This is a genomic window from Methylocella sp., from assembly GCF_041905455.1.
GTDB lineage: Bacteria > Pseudomonadota > Alphaproteobacteria > Rhizobiales > Beijerinckiaceae > Methylocapsa.
Map to the genome: position 1 here is coordinate 25,449 of NZ_JAYRLA010000014.1, position 19,503 is coordinate 44,951.

Annotated in this window: 15 protein-coding genes; 8 read left to right on the forward strand and 7 right to left on the reverse strand. The window is 70.9% G+C overall.

Features of this window, described 5'->3' with window-relative positions; genetic code table 11:
- Positions 1 to 9: 9 nt before the first annotated feature.
- The 7 genes from tssG to ACE3OG_RS12315 form a co-directional block, all read right to left on the reverse strand.
- Positions 10 to 1,023: a type VI secretion system baseplate subunit TssG gene (gene tssG, locus ACE3OG_RS12285; RefSeq protein ID WP_374309036.1), complete on the reverse strand. Its 1,014-nt coding sequence runs from the start codon at positions 1,021 to 1,023 to the stop codon at positions 10 to 12.
- Positions 1,020 to 2,969: a type VI secretion system baseplate subunit TssF gene (gene tssF, locus ACE3OG_RS12290; RefSeq protein WP_374309038.1), complete on the reverse strand. Its 1,950-nt coding sequence runs from the start codon at positions 2,967 to 2,969 to the stop codon at positions 1,020 to 1,022. The genes tssG and tssF overlap by 4 nt, the downstream gene beginning before the upstream one ends.
- Before the next feature lie 4 nt (positions 2,970 to 2,973).
- Positions 2,974 to 3,519 (reverse strand): type VI secretion system baseplate subunit TssE, encoded by a 546-nt coding sequence (gene tssE, locus ACE3OG_RS12295; protein WP_374309040.1) that lies wholly within the window; start codon positions 3,517 to 3,519, stop codon positions 2,974 to 2,976.
- A 91-nt stretch (positions 3,520 to 3,610) separates the two neighbouring features.
- Positions 3,611 to 4,096 carry an Hcp family type VI secretion system effector gene (locus ACE3OG_RS12300; RefSeq protein WP_374309042.1) on the reverse strand — a complete coding sequence of 162 codons (486 nt, stop codon included), beginning with the start codon at positions 4,094 to 4,096 and terminating at the stop codon, positions 3,611 to 3,613.
- Between the two features lie 135 nt (positions 4,097 to 4,231).
- Positions 4,232 to 5,758, reverse strand: a complete 1,527-nt coding sequence (gene tssC / locus ACE3OG_RS12305) for a type VI secretion system contractile sheath large subunit (protein ID WP_374309044.1) — start codon at positions 5,756 to 5,758, stop codon at positions 4,232 to 4,234.
- Positions 5,759 to 5,772: 14 nt separating this feature from the next.
- On the reverse strand, positions 5,773 to 6,312 hold the full coding sequence (gene tssB, locus ACE3OG_RS12310) for a type VI secretion system contractile sheath small subunit (protein WP_374309046.1): 540 nt from the start codon (positions 6,310 to 6,312) through the stop codon (positions 5,773 to 5,775).
- 296 nt (positions 6,313 to 6,608) lie between these two features.
- Positions 6,609 to 7,919 carry an ImpA family type VI secretion system protein gene (locus ACE3OG_RS12315; RefSeq protein WP_374309048.1) on the reverse strand — a complete coding sequence of 437 codons (1,311 nt, stop codon included), beginning with the start codon at positions 7,917 to 7,919 and terminating at the stop codon, positions 6,609 to 6,611.
- Between the two features lie 197 nt (positions 7,920 to 8,116).
- Between ACE3OG_RS12315 and ACE3OG_RS12320 the strand changes: the two genes are divergently transcribed.
- The 8 genes from ACE3OG_RS12320 to ACE3OG_RS12355 all read left to right on the forward strand — a co-directional run bounded on the left by ACE3OG_RS12320 (position 8,117) and on the right by ACE3OG_RS12355 (position 19,472).
- On the forward strand, positions 8,117 to 9,976 hold the full coding sequence (locus tag ACE3OG_RS12320; protein ID WP_374309050.1) for a type VI secretion system Vgr family protein: 1,860 nt from the start codon (positions 8,117 to 8,119) through the stop codon (positions 9,974 to 9,976).
- A 24-nt stretch (positions 9,977 to 10,000) separates the two neighbouring features.
- Complete coding sequence (locus tag ACE3OG_RS12325) at positions 10,001 to 10,555, forward strand: hypothetical protein (protein WP_374309052.1); 555 nt, start codon at positions 10,001 to 10,003, stop codon at positions 10,553 to 10,555.
- An 84-nt stretch (positions 10,556 to 10,639) separates the two neighbouring features.
- Positions 10,640 to 11,902 (forward strand): type VI secretion system-associated FHA domain protein TagH, encoded by a 1,263-nt coding sequence (gene tagH, locus ACE3OG_RS12330; protein WP_374309054.1) that lies wholly within the window; start codon positions 10,640 to 10,642, stop codon positions 11,900 to 11,902.
- Between the two features lie 57 nt (positions 11,903 to 11,959).
- Positions 11,960 to 13,297 carry a type VI secretion system baseplate subunit TssK gene (gene tssK / locus ACE3OG_RS12335; RefSeq protein ID WP_374309056.1) on the forward strand — a complete coding sequence of 446 codons (1,338 nt, stop codon included), beginning with the start codon at positions 11,960 to 11,962 and terminating at the stop codon, positions 13,295 to 13,297.
- A gap of 24 nt (positions 13,298 to 13,321) precedes the next feature.
- Positions 13,322 to 14,758, forward strand: a complete 1,437-nt coding sequence (gene tssL, locus ACE3OG_RS12340) for a type VI secretion system protein TssL, long form (protein WP_374309058.1) — start codon at positions 13,322 to 13,324, stop codon at positions 14,756 to 14,758.
- Positions 14,759 to 14,763: 5 nt separating this feature from the next.
- A complete protein-coding gene (gene tssM / locus ACE3OG_RS12345; RefSeq protein WP_374309060.1) occupies positions 14,764 to 18,285 on the forward strand; it encodes a type VI secretion system membrane subunit TssM in 3,522 nt (1,173 codons plus the stop codon).
- Between the two features lie 2 nt (positions 18,286 to 18,287).
- A complete protein-coding gene (tagF, locus tag ACE3OG_RS12350) occupies positions 18,288 to 18,986 on the forward strand; it encodes a type VI secretion system-associated protein TagF (protein WP_374309062.1) in 699 nt (232 codons plus the stop codon).
- Positions 18,987 to 19,022: 36 nt separating this feature from the next.
- The gene (locus ACE3OG_RS12355; RefSeq protein ID WP_374309064.1) at positions 19,023 to 19,472 is read left to right on the forward strand and encodes an FKBP-type peptidyl-prolyl cis-trans isomerase; all 450 of its coding nucleotides are present in this window, start codon (positions 19,023 to 19,025) and stop codon (positions 19,470 to 19,472) included.
- Positions 19,473 to 19,503 lie beyond the last annotated feature (31 nt).

The following is a 19,503-nucleotide window of genomic DNA, read 5'->3' on the forward strand; positions in this document are numbered from 1 at the left end:
CATATCCTCCTATAACGCGGACGCCGCCTCGGCGCGCGCCTGCCGCATGCGTTCGGCCGGGCTGAATCGCGCGTCGGCGCGAATTCCGTCGGCTCTGGTCCAGTCCGGCGCGACCCAGCTCGTCCAGCCGAGCGCGCCGGCGCGCCCGAGCCTCGTCGGCTCGACCGCCTTCGCCGGAATGGCGAGCTCGAGGTCGTAGTCGAGCGCTTCGCCGACGTAGAAGAACACGAGGTCGGCGAGCTTCCCGCAGAACTCGCCCTGCGGCAGGAAGCGCCGGTACGCGGCCATGTCCGCGACGAAGACGCGGATGCGGATCTTGTCCTGCACGCTGAAGAAGCTCGCCCCGACGAGCGCGTCGACGCCGAGCCGCGCCATGCCGAGCCGCGACTGGTCGCAGGCCTCGATAGGCAATCGCGAGCCGACGAATTCGTCGATCTCGACCTCGACCCCGAACAGGCCGCGAATGACGCCGCAAAGGCGCGAGGCCGAGCGCGCGGCGGGGCCGAGCAGGCCGCTGTAGCCGAGCAGCGCGCGGTCGGGCGCGGCGCCGAGGCCGCGGAAAATTTCGGACCCAAGACCGCAGGCCGATCCGACGTAGGTCTCGAAGCGGTCTTCGTCCGGCCGGTCGTGCTGGGCGATCGGACGCGCGTCGGCCCAGGCGCGGTAGAAGAGCTGCAGGAAGCGATGGTTGAGAAGGTCGAGGAAGCGCGCGAAGGCGTCGTCCTGCGCGAGGAGCCAGCCATAGGCCTCCTCGGTCGTCGCCAGCGGCAGCGCGCCCTGCGGCCCGAGCAGGCCGAGAAAATTTGCGCGCACGTCAGCCCCGCCGTCCTCGCGCGCGCGAAAATGCGAAAGCGTCGAGGCGGGAAAGGCCATGTACGGGTCCTGCCCCAGGCGCGCGTAGTCCTCGCGCGTCGAGGCGGCGTCGCCGATGCGCGGACGCCGCGCGCAGCGTCGCTCCAGCGCCCGCAGCACGGCGTAGAAATCGAAGCGCCAGGGCTCCTCTTGCGCCGGCTCAAGGTTCACAGCGGCCTCCTTAATCCGGCGCGCGGCGGCCAGCGCATGACGACGCCGCGCTCGACCGAACGGATCACGACCTGCGTGAAATGATTGAAGCCGGCGTATTCGCAATAGAAGCGGTCGAGAATCGCGCCGAGGAGGAAGGCGCCTGACCCCTCGAACGCCTTCTCGTCGATCGTCACGGTCACTTCGAGCCCGCGCGCGACGCCGACGCCGCCGGCCTGCCGCATGCGCCGCGTCACCGGGCGGCTGTCGACGCTGCGCAAGCCGCGGATGCGCCGTTCGGTGGCGCTGTCGGAGAGGTCGGCGAACATCGACAGCGTCTCGCGCAGGGCTTCCGCATTGCGTCCGGCGCCGCGCTCGACGAGGCCCTGGTGGTTGAGGTTGAGGAGATTGATGAGCCGCCAGGCGACGCGGCCGGCGTAGGCCGATTCGCCGCGGCTGCGCAACTGCGAAACGACCGGCTCGCGCGGGCGCGTCGGCGCGCCGACGCAGCGCAAGTCGATCGTCATGTTCTCGACGAAATGGAAATCGGCGCCGCCCTCCCCGACCGGAAGGAGCTCGCACAGGTGGCGGTTCGAGCATAGCGCGCGCACGCCGAGCTCGGCGACGTCGCCCTCGCCGTGGTCGACGAGCGACAGGAACATTTCGGAGCCGACGTAATCCGACACGGGGCCGCGCTCGACCTCGCGCCCCGAGCGCCGGCGCGGCAGGCGGCGCACCGAGAAATGCAGGCCGCCGCGCCCCTCCCCCTGCGCATCGGCGCAATAGAGCGGGCGCGCCGGCGCCTGATCGCGCCCGCCGCGGAAATGCGCGACGACGGAGAGGACGCGGTGCGGCTCGAAATCGAGCGGACGGCTGCGGTCGGGGACGAGATGGTGCTCGTGGACGTTCGGCTTGACCTGCACGCGGTCGAGCGTCTTCTCGAACAGATTGACCGCGGGCGCGGCGTAGAGCGCCAGCATGTCGGGACGCACGGCGACCTGCAGGCGCGGGTTGAGCTCGCTGAAGCTGAATATGACGTCGACGTCGCGCGCGCGCATCTTCTTCAGCGCCGCGCGCAGCCGCACGAGGCGCAGGCCGAGGAACCTGCGCGGGAGGGTGAAATATTCGCGGATGAGGTCGAAGCCGGAGAAGAGGCGGTCGTTGCGCGGGAACAGCGCCTCTTCTTCGCGAAAGCCGATCTGCTCGACGCAGTCCGGCGACAGCGGAACGACGACAGGATCGCCGAACGGATCGAGCATGCGCAGATGAACGCCGACGCGCGCCGCGAAGATCTGCTCATAGAGCGCCGCGGCGTCGCCTTCGGGCCCGAGGAAATGGATCGGCAGCTCGTCGGCGCTGACGCCGTCGGCCCACAGGTCGGGGCGATTCGCCGCCTCCTCGTCCGAGGGCTCGTCCTCGCGTCGCTCGACGCTGCGGCAGGTTAGCGAAATCCTGAGGCCGGCGAGCGCCTCAGGGCCGGCGGGAACGCCGAGCGCCTGCAGCGGCGCCGAGGAGCCGAAATATTCCGCCGCCGTGATCTCGAAAGGCAGCATGCGAAGCTCGCCGGCGAGACGGAAGCGGCAGGAGATCTGACGCTCCCGCTCGCGATAGACGGCGTCGAGATAGGCGCCGCGCGAAATTTGCAGCCCGTCGCGCAGCGCAGGGTCGCCGTAGGGCGGGACGGCGCGCAGCATCAAGGCGCTCGGCGTCGGCGCGAGGCAGTCGGGGACGAGCTCCTCGATGAGATTGGCGGTGAATTCGGGGAACTCGTGCTTGAGCTTCAGCTGCACCCGCGCGGCGAGGAAGGCCGCCCCTTCGAGCAGGCCAGAGATCATCGGATCGGCGCGCTCATCGAGAAGGCCGCCGAGCCGCTCGGCGACGCCCGGATAGTCCTGCGCGAATTCGCGCGCCTGCTCGTGCAGCAGCTTCAGCTCGCGCTCGTAGTGGTCGAGGAATTCGCGGTTCATGGCCTCAAGCCCTGCGCAACGCGACGGCGCCGGAGTCGAGCTCGACGTCGGCGACGAATTCCACCGGGGCGTTGACCGGCGCGCAGACGAGGTCGGCGCGCGCGACGAAGCGCAGCCGCAGCGAGCCGGGATCTCGCGTCTCGTCGCGCGCGACGCTGACGGTCGCCGGGTCGAGGCGCGGCTCGTAGCGCTTCAGCGCCGCGGCGATCTCGCCGCCGATGCGCGCGACGCCGGCCTCGTCGATCGTGCGATGGATGAGGTCGGGCAGGCCCCAGTTGAGGATCGAGGCGCGCGTCGCCGGAAAGGCGGAAAGGTCTTCGCTCGACTCGAGCGCGGTCGCGTTGAACAGCGCCTCAAGGTCCTTCGCCACCTCGCGGCGCAGCGTCGGCTCGGCGACGGCGGCGCGGGCGGCCGAGCGCCTCGCGGCGACGACGCGCTCGCCCGCCTCGTCGCGAATATCGAGCTTCTCCCGCGCGTCCTTCGCCGCGAAGGCGGCGCGGAAGGCGTGCATGAAAGGAGGGCTCAGCCGGTTCTTGCGCGAGGGAGACATCCGGCTTCGGCTCCAGGGCGGACGGACGAAAGGGAGAGACGGACCGGCGCGCCGCGAGAGGGTCGGCGCGCCGGCCAGGAGCGTGGAAGCGTCAAACCTTCTTGTTCTCTTTGATGTTCCAGCCGGCCGAAATGGCGCCGCCGAGCGTCCCGTCGGGTTTCTGCGGCTTGTATTCCTTCTCGATCTTGGAGAAGGCGAGCGACACGCTCTCGTGCGCGAGGTCGCCGCCGGCCGCGTGGTCCTGGAACGAGATCGAGGAGACCATGACGTCGGTGAGCTTCACGGTGAGATATTCCTGCTGGTCCTTGCCGGCCTTGCGGAAGGTCAGCGTCGCCGACTTGATGTGCTCGCCCGACGAGCAGGCGAGGAACAGCTTGGGGCTCGACTTGTCGACCTTCTTGGTGAGATGGATGTCCTGATGATGCGCCTTGCCGACGCCGCCGCCGCCGCCCTGCGAGAAGGACGTGGCGTTGGAGACGCCCCAGGACACGGTCTCGACCTGCATCTCGTTCTTGTGCTTGGAGTCTTCGCTTTCGCCCTCGATGCCTTCGAGCTTGAGAAAGATGTCGCCGGACATGATGAACCTCGGTTGAAGTTGCGGGGATCGGATCTCGACGCCGCGCTCCCGCGGCATCTATCGTCAATCTACAGGAGCGCCGGATTGTCTTCGGTGTCCGATCACACAGGAGTTCGATTACTTATATTTCGGCTGTCATTTGTTTGCGGCGGGCAGCCGCGAGACGAGGCTGAGGCCGATGTCCATCGCCTCGAGCTGGTAGTGCGGCCGCAGGTAGAAGCGCGCTGCGTAGTAGCCGGGATTCTCCTCGTCGGGGAAGATGTCGACGCGCGCGTCGGCGAGCGGCTTCCTCGCCTTGACCGTCTCGGACGAGCCGATGGGGTCGCCGTCGACATATTGGGTGATCCACTCCTGCAGCCAGATGCGCAGCTCCTCCGCCTCCTTGGTCGCGCCGATCTTGTCGCGCACCATGCACTTGAGGTAGTGCGCGAAACGCGAGACGGCGAACATGTAGGGCAGGCGCGCCTTGAGGTTGTCTGAGGCGGTGGCCTCGACGCCGTTCTTGCCCTCGTATTTCTTCGGCTTGTAGACCGACTGCGCGCCGATGAAGGCGGCCTTGTCGGTGTTCTTGCGGTGGATCAGCGGGATGAGGCCGGATTTGGCGAGCTCATGCTCGCGCCGGTCGCTGATCGCGATCTCCGTCGGGCATTTGAGGTCGACGCCGCCGTCGTCCGTCGGGAAGGTGTGGGTCGGCAGGTTGATCACCTCTCCGCCCGACTGCACGCCGCGGATGCGCGTGCACCAGCCGTATTCCTTGAAGGCGCGGTTGACGTTGACCGCCATGGCGTAGGCGGCGCTCATCCAGCCGTATTTCTCGCCCTTGTGGCCGTCGGTGTCCTCCTCGAAGGCGAACTCCTCGACCGGCTCCGACTTCGCGCCATAGGGCAGGCGCGAAAGGACGCGCGGCATGCACAGGCCGACGTATTTGGAGTCTTCGGCGTCGCGCAGCCCCTTCCAGGCGGCGTATTCGGGCGTGTCGAACACCTTCGACAGATCGCGCGGATTCATGAGCTCGGTCCACGAGTCCATGCCCATCAGGGTCGGCGAGGCGGCGGCGAAGAAGGGGGCGTGTGCGGCGCCCGCGATCTTCGACAAATCGCGCATCAGCTGCACGTCGGCGGGCAGGTGGCTGAACTCATAGTCGCCGATCAGGCAGCCGTAGGGCTGGCCGCCGAGCTGGCCGAACTCGGCCTCGTAGACGCGCTTGAACAGCGGGCTCTGGTCCCAGCGTGCGCCCGGGTAGTTGCGCAGGTTCTTGTAGAGCTCGCTCTTCGACACGTTCATCACGTGGATCTTGAGCTGGGCGTCCGTCTCCGAGTTGAAGACGAGGTAGTGCAGCCCGCGCCACGCGCTTTCGATCTTCTGGAACTCCGGCGCGTGCAGGATCTCGTTCATCTGCGCCGTGAGCTTCTCGTCGAGCTTGGCGATCATCGACTCGATCGTGTCGAGCACGTCGGCCTTGATGACGCTCTGGTCGGCGAGCGCCTCGCGCACCAGCGTCGAGACCGCGTTCTCGACCTCCGTCTGCGCGCGCTCGGTGCGCGGCTTGAAGCTCTGCTTGAGGAGCGCGGCGAATTCGTCGACGTCATTTACGGCGACGCCCGCGGCGGGGCCGGCCGCGGAGCCGGACTGCGCGGATTTGGTTTGAGTCTCCACAGCCATGATTCCCTCCCCGCTCAGGCTTCGTCGGCGGCGCCGGCCGCGTCTTTCGGCTTTTCGGCGGCCAGGCGCTCGTTCAGCGCCGCGAGAAGCTTCGGATCGGCGAGCAGCGTCTTGAGCCGCGTCTCGGCGTCGACCTTGCCGTCCATGTAGCGCAGCAGGTTGGCGAGCTGGTCGCGCGCCTCGAGCAGCCGCGCCAGCGCCGGAACCTGGCGGGCGATCGCCGCCGGGCTGAAGTCGTCCATCTTTTTAAAGCGCAGCGACACCGACAGCTTGGCGGCCGGATCCTCGCCGAGCCGGTCGGGCGTGGCGAAGGAGGTCCCGGGCTCGATCGCGCTCATGCGCTTGTCGAAATTGTCCATGTCGACGTCGACGAAGCCGCGGTCGGCGACGTCCGGCTTCTCGACGCCGGGCGTCGGGCCGGACAGGTCGGCGAGCACGCCCATGACGAAGGGGAGCTCGATCTTGCGCTCCGCGTCATAGGGGTCCTCGTAGGCGATCTGCACGCGCGGAGGCCTGTTGCGCGAAATGAATTTCTGGCCGCTGTCACCTGTCATTGGCGTTCGTCCTCATGCTGTTCGCAGGCGCGCCGCTCACTGTGAGATCAGGCTCGCGCAGGGTGATCTTGATGGGCTGGCCGGTCAATCGAGCGCCGCCTTCAGGCGCCGGCCGAAGCGTCGACGCCGGCGACCTTAACGGCGCGTCTCGCCGCCGCTGTGCGGCGCGACACGAAGGGCGACGAACGACGCTCCGTCAACGGGTTATGGATTTCGCGCAACAGGGCGCGGGCGCGCGCTGAAGGTTCGCGGCGGCTTCGACGCCGCGGCGCCGCGAAGAAAAAAATAATCGAAACTTAAGCGCCGCCCGGCGGCTTCAGCGCGTCGGGCGGCAGCATGTCCTTCAACAGGGCGAGGAAGTCGCGTCCGGTGAGCGCGCGCGCGCGCTCGATCAGATAGGCGATCGGGCTCGAGGGCTCCGCCTGCTGGTAGAACGCCGCGGTCTTCGCGAGCAGCGCGAGCGCGGCCTCGCGCGTCTCGACCACGAACTCCGGCGCTTCGCCCGCCTCTGCCGGCTGCTCCACGTCGGCGAACTCGGAGAGGCGCTCGATCGGCAGCTCGAACACCTGCGCGCGGCCGACCTGCAGCTTGGCCTCCTCGACATGGCCGGGAACGAGCGCGCGCATCACGTCGAGGAAGGACTTGCCGATGAGGCGCTCGGCCTGGCGCACGACGAGCAGGGCGGGATTGGAGGGCTCGCGGCGCGCGTAATAGGCGCCGACCGCCCGCAGCGCCGCGGCGGCGGCCGGAAAGCTCGCCACAGCGCCCGCCGGCGCGGCGGCGACCTGCTCCGCGCCCGCCGAAACCTCGCCGTCCTGCGGCGCAGGCGCCGCCGCGGCGGCCGGATCGCGTGCGGCGACGAGCGCGGCGAAATGGGCGCGCATCGCCTCGACGAGCGGGCGCAGGCGCGGAAAGGCGACCGCCTCGCCTGCGCCGACATGCTCGACGAAGGCGGCGCGGGCGCCGTCGAGCGCGCGCGCGAGATCGTTCAGCTCGTCGCGGCGACGGACCAGCGCGTCGAGGTCGGCCTCCTCGAAGGCGCGGCGCAGGGCGCCCGCGTCCGGCGCCTCCTCCTCGCCGCGCGGCGACGCCTCTCCCGAAGCCAGTAGATGCAGCCGCCACGTCACCGCGCCGAAGCGGCGGTGCTCGAACAGCGGCGCGTAGTGCAGCGGCAGGATGACGGGCGCCATGTCGTCGAGCGACTGCAGCGCGGCCATGCGCAGCACGTAGTCGCCGTCCTCGCCGCGCGGATGCGCCTCCTCCCACCGCTCCGCGCACAGGCGCTCGACGGCGCGCGCCGCCTCGACGAAGCCCGAGAGGTCGTGGTCGAGGATGCGCAGCTTGGCGAGCAGCGCGATCAGCCGCAGGTCGCAGGTGCGGGCGGCGAGCTGGCGAAGCGCGTCATATTGCGCCGGGAAGTCGATCTGCGCGCGGTCGAACGGGCGCCCGTCATGCGCGGAGTAGAAGGTCGCCGGCAACAGCCCCTCGGCGGCGGCCATGAAGTTCATGTAGTCGGGATCGCCGAGGAGGTCGAGGTCGGGGCCGCAGGGCTCGGCCTCGCTCAGGGGGGCGGTCAGCGCCTCGAGGGACAGGGCTTCGTCGCTCATGGTTCAGGCCTTCTTCGCCCGGCGCGCGCCGACGCGCCGGCGGGAGACCATTGCGGCGGGGCGCGGCGCCTTGCTGTGCGCAAACGCAGCGCCATGGGGGGCGCGGGCGGCGAACATGTCAAGACGAGGCGCGCCCCCCGCTCGACGCCGGCGCGTCGGAGCATTATCCTCGCCGCGACCGGCGTTTCGAGGTTCGCATGACGTCCGAACTCGCTCAAGACACGCGCCTCGCCTCGCTCAAGACCCCGCTCGGCGAGGACAAGCTCGTCCTCACGCGCTTCGACGCGGCGGAGGCCCTGAGCGAAACGTTCGAGGTCCGGATCGAGGCGACGAGCCTTGACGCCAACATCGACTTCGACCGCGCCATCGGCGTCAACTGCGCCGTCGTCGTCAAATCCTACGGCGGACGCGAGCGCGCCTTCAACGGCGTGCTCGTCGAGGCGCAGGCGGCCGGCTCGCGCGCCGAGCTGTCGCTCTACCGGCTGACCCTGCGGCCCTGGCTGTGGCTGCTCACCCGCACCAGCGACTGCCGCATCTTCGAGAACAAGACGGCGCTCGACATCGTCAAGCAGGTGTTTCAGGACCGCGGCTTCTCGGATTTCTCCGACCGCACGACCACGAGCTTCCCCCAGCTCGACTATTGCGTGCAGTACCGAGAGACCGACTTCGCCTTCGTCTGCCGCCTCATGGAGCGGCACGGAATCTATTATTTCTTCGAGCACGCCAAGGACAAGCACACCCTCGTGCTGGCCGACGCGAAATCTTCATTGAAGCCGGTCCCCGGCCTTGCGAGCCTGCCGTTCATCGGCGGCGACAAGCAGGAGCGGCGCGACCGCGAGCATGCCGCGAAAATTACGCCGCAGCGCAGCTTCCGCTCCGGCAAGTTCGAGCTGACCGACTACGACTATCTGCAGCCGGGCGCGGACCTTAAAGGCGACGCGCAGGGCGAGGCCGCCTACGCCCGCTCGAAGATGGAGATGTTCGACTATCCCGGCGCCTACAAGAAGAAGTCGGACGGCGAGACCTACGCCCGCGTGCGGCTGCAGGCGGAGCAGGCGCTGGACCGCCGCGCCGCCGCCGAAGGCGACGCGCCGAGCCTCTTTCCGGGCGGCCTCACGACGCTCGAAGGCCACCCGCAGGGAAGCGTCAACAAGGAATATCTCGTCGTGCGCGCGCTGCATTCCTATTCGGCGCAGGCCTACCGCTCGGGCGCGGCGCCCGGCGGCGACCTTTATTCGGGCCGCTACGAGCTCTTGCCGAGCGACGTCCCCTACCGGGCGCCGCTCGCGACCCCGCGCCCGCTCGTGCACGGGCCGCAGACGGCGAAAGTGGTCGGCAAGGACGGCGAGGAGATCGACGTCGACGAGCACGGCCGCATCCTCGTGCGCTTCTTCTGGGACCGCAAGAACAAGCAGTCCTGCCGCGTGCGCGTCGCGCAGGTGTGGGCCGGCAAGGGCTGGGGCGGCCAGACGATCCCGCGCATCGGCCAGGAGGTGGTGGTCGAATTCCTCGAGGGCGACCCCGACCGGCCGCTGGTGACCGGCGCGGTCTACAACGCCGACTACAAGCACCCCTACGACATGCCCGCCGACAAGACGCAGTCCGGCCTCAAGTCCGACTCCTCGAAGGGCCACGGCGGCTACAACGAGTTCATGTTCGAGGACAAGAAGGGCTCGGAGAAGGTGCGCATGCGCGCCGAGCGCGACCATGAGGCGAAGATCCGGCGCGCGCAGACGGTCGAGATCGGCGAGGCCTTCACGAGCCACGGCGACCCCTCGCGCGACGTGACGCTGAAGAACGGCTCCGACTCCCTGTCGATCGAGAACGGCGACCAGAGCGTCGACGTCAAGGGCAAGCAGGACGTCAGCGTGCTGCAGACCATTTCGATCGAGGCGATGCAGAAGATCACCCTGACGGTCGGCGCGAGCTCGATCACCATCGATCCCGTAAGCATCACCCTCAACGCGCCGATGATCAATCTGCAGTCGGCCGTCCAGACGCAGATTTCAGGCGGCGCGATGCTCACGCTGACCGCCGGCTTCATCACCATCAACTGATTCGCCGCGACCGAAGGCCCGACGATGAGCCCGCGCCTGCGCTTCTCCGCCGCCGAGGACCTTTTCGAGGCCTATCCGACGGCCCGCCTCGACGTCGGCGCGCCGGCGCAGGGGCGCTCCAGCCTCGACTTCGCGCGCGCGCTCGCAGGCGAGGGCGCGCTCAAGGGCGCGCTCTCGTTCTGCGCCTATCTCCTGCCGCGCTACGACGCGGTGGTGTGGGGCTGCGCGTGCCTGCGCGCCGACGCCATGGACGGCGCCCTCGCGGCCGAGGAGGCGTGCCTCGCCGCCGCCGAGGCGTGGGCGCGAACGCCCGAGGAGCCGCGCCGCAGGGCCGCGCTCGACCTCGCCGAGCGCTCCGACAAGCTCGCGCCCGCGACCTGGATGGCGCTCGCCGCCGGCCGCGCGGGCGGGCAGATGTCCGTCGACGGCGAGCATTTCGCGCCGATCCCGCCGCACGCCACCGCGCAGGCGACGCGCGTCGCCCTCATCCTCGCCGCCGGCCGCGCCGGATTTTCAGGACGCGACGCCCTGATGCGCGGCTGGATCGAGGCCGGCCTCGCCCGCGCCGTCGCCTCGTGAGCGCCGCCGGCGCGCGAAGCTGTTGCGCGCGCGGTCCGGGGCGGCCATTCTCGCGCGGCACGCATCCTTGAAGGCCGCGCCGCAATGGGGCTGAAGCTCACGCTCGAAAACGTCGCCAACCTGCCCGACGGCGGTCCGGTCAGCTTCACGGCGGCCGGCCGGCGCGGCGTCGACATCGGCCGCGACGACCATCTCGACTGGACGCTGCCCGACCCCAACCGCTACATCTCCGGCAAGCACTGCGAGATCCGCTACGAGGGCGGCGCCTATGTGCTGACCGACGTCTCCTCGAACGGCACCTTCCTCAACGACGAGACCTTCCGCCTGCGCGGCCCCCATCGCCTGCGCGACGGCGACCGTCTGCATATCGGCCATTACATCGTGCGCGTCGCCCTCGACGGGACCGACGCGGGCGCGGCCGAGCCGGACGCGGCCGCGCCGGGACGGCCCGCGCCGCAGGACATCTGGGACAGCGGCGAGGCCGCGCCCGAGCCGATCGACCCGCGCCTCCTGCGCGCGAGCCCCGAGCGGCCGAAGGCCGCCGATTTCCTCGACTGGTCGCTCGACGTGTTCGACCCGCTGACGGCGGCGGCGCGCGCGCCCTCTCCCGCGCCGGCCGAGGCGCAGGACTGGCTGCCGCCCCCGCCGCCCGCGCCGGAGCCGCAGCCCGAGCCGGAAATCCCGGCGCCGCGCCGCGCGCTTTGGGCCGACGCCGAGCGGCCGCCGCCCGCCGCGCCGGAGCCCGCGCCGCGCGCGGAAAGCGGGGATGAAGACGCCGGGGCGCGGTTCCTGCGCCGCTTCGCGCAGGCGGCGGGCCTGCCCGAACACGCCCTCGCGCGCGCCGACGCCGAGGCGCTGGCCGGGGAGCTCGGCGCGCTCGTCAACCTCGTCGCCGGGGAGATGAAGGAGCTGCTGGCCGCGCGCGCGCGCGCGAAGCGGGACATGCGGGCGCAGGCGACGGCGGTCGAGGGCGCGCGCGCCAATCCGCTGAAATTCTCGCCGACCGCCGCCGACGCGCTGGGGCTGATGTTCGGCCCGCCGACGCCGAGCTATCTTTCCGCCGGACCGGCGCTGCGCGAGGGCTTCGGCGACCTCAGGCGCCATGAGCGGGCGACCCGGGCGGCGCTGCGCGAGGCGGCGCGCCGCTTCGCCGCGGAGTTCGACCCCGCCCGCCTCGAGGCGGAGGCCGGCGAGACGGGCGGCGGCCTGTTCTCCTCGCGCAAGGCGCGGCTGTGGGACCTCCACGTCGCGCGCGCGCAGGCGCTGGCGCAGGGAGGCGCCGACGGGCTGGCCGATCTCTTCATGCGGCATTTCGCGCAATGCTATGACGAATCGCACCGGGGCTGACGTGAAAAGACGCTAGAAGAACGGGCGGCGCGGCGAGACGGCGGGGTTCATCGAGGCATGTCCTGGCATAGCAAAGTCCTTTGGTCGGAAGGGCTTTTCCTTCGCCCGCACCACCTGCAGCAGGCCGACCGCTATCTCGAGCGCCTGGTCGAGGCGCGCGCGCGCTCGGTCACCCCCTACCCCTGGGGCTTCGCGCAGGTCGAGATCGACCGCGACCTCGCCCAGCAGAGCAAGTTCGCGCTGCGCCGCGCCGCCGGCGTCATGCCCGACGGCGTCCCCTTCGACGTTCCGGCCGACAGCCCGCCGCCGCCGCCGATCGACGTTCCGGACGGGACGGCCGGCCAGATCGTCTGGCTGGTCATGCCGACGGCCGCGCCCAACACGCGCGAGGTCGACGCGCCGGACGCGCAAAGCGCCAGCCGCTACGTGACCGGGGCCGAAACCTTCATCGATTCGACCTCCCCGCTGCGCGTCGAGGAGGAGATCGACGTCGCCTATCCGCGCCTCTCCTACGATTTGCGCAAGACCGCGCGGCCGGGCTTCAACGCCCTGCCCGTCGCCCGCGTCGTCGAGGTGCGCGACAAATCCGTCGTCTTCGACGAGAAGTTCGCCCCGACCGTGCTGCTCTGCTCGGCGCATCCGACGCTCGAGGGCTGGATCGACCGCGTCGTCGGCTGGATCGAGGCGCGGCTCGGCGAGCTCGCGCGCTATGCGGCCGACCCCACGGCGGGCGGCGGGTTGCAGAGCGTCGACTACCTCGTGCTGCAGGTCCTCAACCGCACGCTTCCCGTGCTGCAGCACCTGCGCGGCTCGCGCTACGTCCATCCCGAGCGGCTCTACACGGAGCTCGCGCGGCTCGCCGGCGAGCTCGCCACCTTCGCGACGCCCGAGCGGCGCGCGCGCCTCTATCCGCTCTACGACCACGACAATCTGGAGCCGACCTTCGCCCCCCTGCTGCGCGACCTGCAGGATTTCCTGTCGGCGCGGCTGGGGCGCCGGGCGATCCGGCTCGACATCATCGCCCGCGCGGAGAACGCGTTCATCTCGCCGATCCGCGACCGCAGCCTGTTCCGCACGGCGAGCCTCGTGCTCGAAGTCTCCGCGCGCCGGCCGCTCTCCGAGATCCAGAGCGCGTTCCCGCATCTGTTCAAGGTCGGGCCGGGCTCGAAGATGAACGAGATCGTGCACGCCCATCTGCCCGGCGTGCCGCTCGTGCATCTGCCGACGCCGCCGCCGCAGATCCGCGCGATCACCGACCATGTCTATTTCTATCTCGACCGGACCTCGCCGCTGTGGCCCGAATTCTCGACGGCGAGCTCGATCGGCATGCATTTTTCCGGCGACTGGCCGGAGCTCGGGCTCGAGCTGTGGGCCGTGCTCGAAGACCGGAGCTGACCTCATGGGCGAGGGCGCGGCGCGATGAACGACAAGGACCCGCCCGACAGCCTCGGCCGCCGCGACAACCGCACGGTCATCGTCCCCAATCCGGGCGGCCGGCGCCCGCAGCCGCGCCCGGCGGCGCCCGCGCCGGCGCCGTCCGTTCCTTCGCAGCCCGCCCCGCCGCCCGAGGCCGCGCCCGGCGAGGACTGGATCAGGGGCGCCTCGGCCGCCCCCGCGCCGGCCGCGCCGCAGAAGCGCGAGATCGACGTCGGCGCGCTGATCGTCCCTAACGAGAACCCCCTCCTGCGCGCCGGCGGCCCGCTGCTCCTGCTGCTCGGGCGCCTGCGCGTCGCCCAGCTGCAGGCCTCGCCGGCGCTGCTGATGGGCCAGGTCGCCGACGCCGTCGGCCTGTTCGACGCGGATGCGCGCAAGGCCGGCGTTCCGGCGGCGCAGGCGGAGACGGCGAAATACATCCTGTGCGCCACCGCCGACGACATCGTCCAGAACATCCCGACCGAAGACCGGCATGTGTGGACGCAATATTCCATGCTGAGCCGCTTCTTCGGCGAGCGCATCGGCGGCGTGCGCTTCTTCTCGGAGCTCGACCGGGCGAAGGCCGATCCGCTCGGCGCCTACGATCTGCTCGAGCTCTTCTACGTCTGCCTCGCGCTCGGCTTTCAGGGCATGCACCGCAGCGCCGCGAACGGGGTCGCCACGCTGCAGCAGACGCGGCGCGACCTTTACGAGCTGCTGCGGCGCGCGCGCCCGCGCGTCGACCGCGAGCTGTCGCCGGCCTGGCGCGGCCAGAACCTGCCGCGCGGCGCGCTGAGGAGCGCGGTGCCGCTGTGGAGCCTCGCCGCGCTCGCCGCCCTCGCCATGTTCGGCCTCTACGTGACGCTGCGCATCCTGCTTTCGGGTTCGGCCGACGCCGCGGCCTCCGACCTTTCCGGCCTCCTCGGACGCGGCGAGATCAGGCTGGTGCGCCAGAACCTCGCCCCGCCGCCCCCGCCCCCGCCGCCCGAGCCCGGCAAGCTCACCCAGCTGCAGCGCATCCGCCTCGCGCTCGCGCCCGAGATCGCCGCCAGGAAGGTCGACGCGACGCAGACGGCGACGCGGATCAAGATCATCGTCGGCGACCTCGCCGCCTTCGCCTCCGGCAAGGCCGACGTCAAGCCGGCCTTCCAGCCGATCGCCGCGCGCATAGCCGAAACGCTCCAGAAGGAGCCGGGGCCGATCTCGATCGTCGGCCACACCGACAATGTGAAGCTGCAGAAGACCTCGCCCTTCGCCTCGAACTGGGAGCTTTCGATGGCGCGGGCGAAGGCCGTCGCCGCTCTGGTGCGCAAGGGGATTTCCGATCCCGCCCGCGTGGAGGTGGACGGCAAGGCCGACGAGCAGCCGATCGCCTCCAACGACACGCCGGCCGGAAGGGCGCTGAACCGGCGCGTCGAACTTTCCCTCGCGCGATCGGACTGAGGCTGATGCCGCTGAAGGAGATCATCCGCATCGTCGCCGCCGGGCTCGGCCTCGCCTCGATCGCCGCGCTCGTCTGGCTCGCCGGGCCGATGGTTTCGATCGGCGGCGTCCGCCCGCTCGAGAATCCGATCGTGCGCGACATCGTCGTCGTCCTCCTCGTCGCCGCGGCGGCGGGTGTCGCCGGCTGGTCCTTCTGGAGACGGCGCAAGGCCGCCGCCGAGATCGAGAAAGGGCTGGAGCAGGGCGCGGAGGACGACGGCGAGGTTCTGGCCGAGCGCATGAAGGACGCGCTGGCGACGCTGAAGAAGGCCTCCAGGGGTGGGCGCGACTATCTCTACGAGCTGCCCTGGTATGTGATCATCGGCCCGCCCGGCGCCGGCAAGACGACGGCGCTCGTCCATTCCGGGCTCAAGTTCCCACTGAGCCGGGGCGCCGCGCCGGCCGCCGTCGCCGGACTCGGCGGCACGCGCTACTGCGACTGGTGGTTCGCCGAGGACGCCGTGCTGATCGACACCGCCGGCCGCTACACCACGCAGGACTCGAACGCCGAGGCGGACAGGAAAAGCTGGCGCGCCTTCCTCGACCTGCTCAAGGCCAACCGGCCGCGCCAGCCGATCAACGGCGTCATCGTCGCGATCGCCCTCTCCGACGTCATGACGGCCGACGAAGCCGAGCTCGAGGCCCATGCGCAGGCGGTGCGGGCGCGGCTCATCGAGCTGCACGAGAGCCTGAAGATCGACTTTCCGGTCTATGCGCTGTTCACCAAGGCCGATCTCGTCGCCGGCTTTCGGGAGTTCTTCTCCTCCTTCGGCGAGGCCGCGCGCGCGCAGGTGTTCGGCGCGACCTTCCAGAGCGCGGACCGGCGCGCCAACCTCGTCGCCGAGGCGCCGGCCTATTACGACGCGCTGATCGCCCGGCTGAACGAGCTCGTCGTCGACCGGCTGCAGGAGGAGCCGGCGCCGGGGACGCGCGTGTCGCTGTATGGCTTCCCGGCGCAGGTCGCGGCGCTGAAGACGCCGGTCCTCGATTTCCTCGGCCGCGTCTTCGAGCCGACGCGCTACCACGCCAACGCCGCTCTGCGCGGCTTCTACTTCACCTCCGGCACGCAGGAAGGGGCGCCGATCGACCAGCTGATCGGCGCGCTCGCCCGCGAGTTCGGCGCGCGGCCGGCGGCGGCCGACGCCTTCTCGGGGCGCGGCCAGAGCTATTTCCTGAAGGACCTTCTCGGCAAGGTGATCATCGGCGAGGCCGCCTGGGTCTCGACCGACCGCGCCGCCGTGATGCGCGCGCGGCTGCTGAAAGGGCTCGCGATCGGCGCGCTGGCGCTCGTCTGCCTCGGCCTCTCGCTCGCATGGTTCAACAGCTATCGCCGCAACGCCGACCTCATCGCCCGCACGAAGGAAGGCGCGGCCGCCTTCGCCGCCGCAGCCGGGCCGCTCGCCGACGAGAGCGAGATCTCCGACCGCGACCTTTCCAAGATCCTGCCGGCGCTCAACGCGCTGCGCTACCTGCCTGCGGGCTACGAGACGCGCGGCGAGCCGGCGCCGCTTTCCGCGACCTTCGGCCTCAGCCAGCTCGACCGGCTGCGCTCGGCCTCGAACGGCGCCTACGCCATGGCGCTCGAGCGGATGCTGCGCCCGCGCCTCGTCTACAGGCTCGAGGAGCGCATGGAGGCGAACCGCGGCGACCCGAGCTTCCTCTATGAGGCGCTGAAGGTCTATCTGACGCTGGGCGGGCTGCATCCGGCCGACCGCGCCCTCGTCATGAACTACCTCTCCCGCGACTTCTCCGAGAACCTCTATCCGGGCGCCGCCAACGCGGAAGGGCGCCGCGCGCTCGAGGCGCATGTCGCGGCGATGCTCGACCTCAACGGCGAGGTCGTCGTCGGCCTCAACGGCCCGCTCGTCGCGCAGACGCAGGGCGAGCTGGCGCGGCTCTCGGTCGCGCAGCAGGCCTATGAGCTCTTGCGCGCGCAGGCCGCGGCCGCCGGCGTTCCCGAGTGGAGCGCGGCGCGCGCCGGCGGGCCGGACGCGGCGGCCGTGTTCGAGGCGACGCAGGGCGCGGCGCTCGACACCGTGAAGATTCCGGCTTTCTACACCTACGAGGGCTTCCACGCGCTGTTCCTCGATGAGCTCGGAAGCGTCGCGCAGAAGCTGAAGGACGACCGCTGGGCGCTGGGGGAAGCCGGGCGGCAGGCGGCGGTCGAGGACCAGTACAAGAGCCTTTCCGACGATCTCCTCGCCCGCTACGCGAAGGACTATGTCGCCGTCTGGCGCGCCGCGCTCGACCGGCTGAAGCTGAAGCGCCTGCTCGCCGACAAGCCGAAATATGTGACGCTCGCCGCGGCCTCGGCGCCGACCTCGCCGCTGAAGCAGCTGATCGTCTCCGTCCGCGACGAGACGGCCCTTACGCGCGAGCGGCCGGCCGGCGGCAAGGATGGCGGCAAGGACGACGCGAAGCAGGCGGCGCTGTTCTCCACCCGCGTCGTCCCGGGCGCCGAGGTCGAGCAGGCGTTTTCCGCCTATCGCGCGCTCGTCGACGGCGACCCGGGACGCTCGCCGATAGACCTCATCCTCAACAATCTCGGCGAGATCTACCGCAACCTGCTGCTTTCGGGCGATCCGGCGCAGGCGGCGCAGGCGGGCGCCCAGATCCAGACGCAGACGGCGGCGCTGCGCGCCAACGCCAACCGCCTGCCCGCCCCCTTCTCGGCCATGCTGCAACAGGCCGCTTCGGATATCGAGAGCGACCTCACCAACACTTTTCGCGCAGCGTTGAACAGGTCGCTGCGCGACGAGGTTACGGGGGTGTGCCAGCAGATCACGGCGAACCGCTATCCCTTCGTCAAATCCGAGCGCGAGGCGGCGCTCGCCGATTTCGGCCGCCTGTTCGGGCCGCAGGGGATCATCGACCGCTTCTTTTCCGGCCAGCTCGCCCGCTATGTCGACACCTCGAAGCCGGCGTGGAGTTTCCGCGCCGACACCAACGTCGGACGCGCGCTCGCGGGCTCCAGCGCGTCGCTGAAGGATTTCCAGCGCGCGGCGCAGATCCGCGACGCCTTTTTCGCGCAAGGCGGCCTCGCGCCTTCGCTGACGCTGACCGTCACGCCGCCGGCGGGACCCGTCGCCCCGCCCGCCGCCGCGCCGGCGCCGACGCCCGGCGCCGCGCAGGCCGCGCCCGCGCCCGTCGTCACCGTCAAGATGGACCTCAACGGCACGCCGATCATCAGTCCCGCCGGCGCCTCGGCGCCGGTCGTCGCGGGGTGGCCGGGCGCGGGGACGAACCGCGCGGCGGTGATCGTCACCTCCGACCAGCCGGGCGCGCAGCCCTCCATGCTCGAGCGGCGCGGCCCCTGGGCGCTGTTCCGCCTCGTCGAGGCCGGCGCGCCGGCGACGCAGGGCGACGAGACCGTCGTCACCTATGTGGTCGGCGGGCGCGAGCTGCAGTATCGCCTGCGCTCGGGCGCGACGCTGAACCCCTTCGCCCTGCCGGCGCTGCGCGAATTCCGCTGCCCGGCCGATCTTTAGCGATGCGTCTCGGCCTCATCGGCAAGATCAGGGCGAAACCAGGCTTCGTCGCCCATGACGCGCCGCCCGCCCTCCTCGGCGCGCTCGAGCCCTGGCTGCACGCCGGCGCCGGCGCGAGCCGTCTCGCGCTCGGCGCGCGCTGGCGGTCCGCCTTCCTCGCCGCGCCGGTCTGGCGCTTCTGGCTCGGCGGGGCGATCTGCGGCGCTCCGACGCTCGGCGCCTTCGCACCCTCGATCGACGCCGACGGCCGCTATTTCCCGCTGCTTCTCTTCGCGCTCGCCGAAGGCGCGCGGGCGATCCCGCCGCCTGAATTTTCCGCGCAGGAGGAATTCCTCTCCGCCGCCGAGGAGCTGCTGGTCGGAACGCTCGCGCCGGGCGCGCGCTACGAGGACACGCTCGCCGCGCTCTCCCTTCTGCCGCCCCCGACGCTCGCGCCGGTCGAAGCCGCCGGAGCGCCCGTCGTCTTCGTGCGCGGCGGCCTCGCCGCGCCGCTCGACGACCACGGCCCGCAGGAGCTGTTCGCGCGGCTGCGGCGCGCCGACTGGGCGCGCGCCTATGCGCCCATGAGCTTCTGGAGCACGAAAGGCGGCGCGGGCTTCCGGCCGCTGGCGCTGGCCGTGTCGGGACTGCCCGACGCCAGCCTGTTCGCCGGCTTCCTCACAGGGGATTTTTCTGGCGGCGGCGCCGCGTCGATGGGATAAGGCGGCGGGCGAAACGCTCTTCAAACGGGAGGCTTCATGTTCGCGGCACGCATCTTTCTCTTCGCGCTCGGCGCCGGCCTCGGCCTCGCCGCCGCGGCCCCTCCTCCCGCCGCCGCGCAAGAAGGCGCGGGCAAGGAGACGGTCGCTCCATCGGGCCTGCGCATGGTCGACGTCGCGCAGGGAGCCGGCGCCGCGCCGAAGGCCGGCCAGAAGGTCAGCGTGCATTACACGGGCTGGCTCTATGAGGACGGCAAGAAGGGCGCGAAATTCGACTCCTCGGTCGACCGCGGCGCGCCCTTCGTCTTCACGCTGGGCGCGGGAGAGGTCATCAAGGGCTGGGACGAAGGCGTCGCCACGATGCGCGTCGGCGGCAAGCGCACGCTGATCATCCCGCCCGGCCTCGCCTATGGCGCGCGCGGCGCGGGCGGCGTCATCCCGCCCAACGCGACGCTGATCTTCGACGTCGAGCTGTTGGGGGCGAAATAGCGGGATCGCCCCGCCCGGCGCAGGCGCAGGA

Bases quoted from the DNA above. Each gene is read 5' to 3' on its own strand.
- ACE3OG_RS12355 (WP_374309064.1), top strand. From the start codon at position 19,023: ATGTTCGCGGCACGCATCTTTCTCTTCGCGCTCGGCGCCGGCCTCGGC.
- tssM (WP_374309060.1), top strand. From the start codon at position 14,764: ATGCCGCTGAAGGAGATCATCCGCATCGTCGCCGCCGGGCTCGGCCTC.
- ACE3OG_RS12315 (WP_374309048.1), bottom strand. From the start codon at position 7,919: ATGAGCGACGAAGCCCTGTCCCTCGAGGCGCTGACCGCCCCCCTGAGC.
- tssE (WP_374309040.1), bottom strand. From the start codon at position 3,519: ATGTCTCCCTCGCGCAAGAACCGGCTGAGCCCTCCTTTCATGCACGCC.
- tssK (WP_374309056.1), top strand. From the start codon at position 11,960: ATGTCCTGGCATAGCAAAGTCCTTTGGTCGGAAGGGCTTTTCCTTCGC.
- tssC (WP_374309044.1), bottom strand. From the start codon at position 5,758: ATGGCTGTGGAGACTCAAACCAAATCCGCGCAGTCCGGCTCCGCGGCC.
- ACE3OG_RS12325 (WP_374309052.1), top strand. From the start codon at position 10,001: ATGAGCCCGCGCCTGCGCTTCTCCGCCGCCGAGGACCTTTTCGAGGCC.
- tagF (WP_374309062.1), top strand. From the start codon at position 18,288: ATGCGTCTCGGCCTCATCGGCAAGATCAGGGCGAAACCAGGCTTCGTC.
- tssL (WP_374309058.1), top strand. From the start codon at position 13,322: ATGAACGACAAGGACCCGCCCGACAGCCTCGGCCGCCGCGACAACCGC.
- ACE3OG_RS12300 (WP_374309042.1), bottom strand. From the start codon at position 4,096: ATGTCCGGCGACATCTTTCTCAAGCTCGAAGGCATCGAGGGCGAAAGC.
- ACE3OG_RS12320 (WP_374309050.1), top strand. From the start codon at position 8,117: ATGACGTCCGAACTCGCTCAAGACACGCGCCTCGCCTCGCTCAAGACC.
- tssB (WP_374309046.1), bottom strand. From the start codon at position 6,312: ATGACAGGTGACAGCGGCCAGAAATTCATTTCGCGCAACAGGCCTCCG.
- tagH (WP_374309054.1), top strand. From the start codon at position 10,640: ATGGGGCTGAAGCTCACGCTCGAAAACGTCGCCAACCTGCCCGACGGC.
- tssF (WP_374309038.1), bottom strand. From the start codon at position 2,969: ATGAACCGCGAATTCCTCGACCACTACGAGCGCGAGCTGAAGCTGCTG.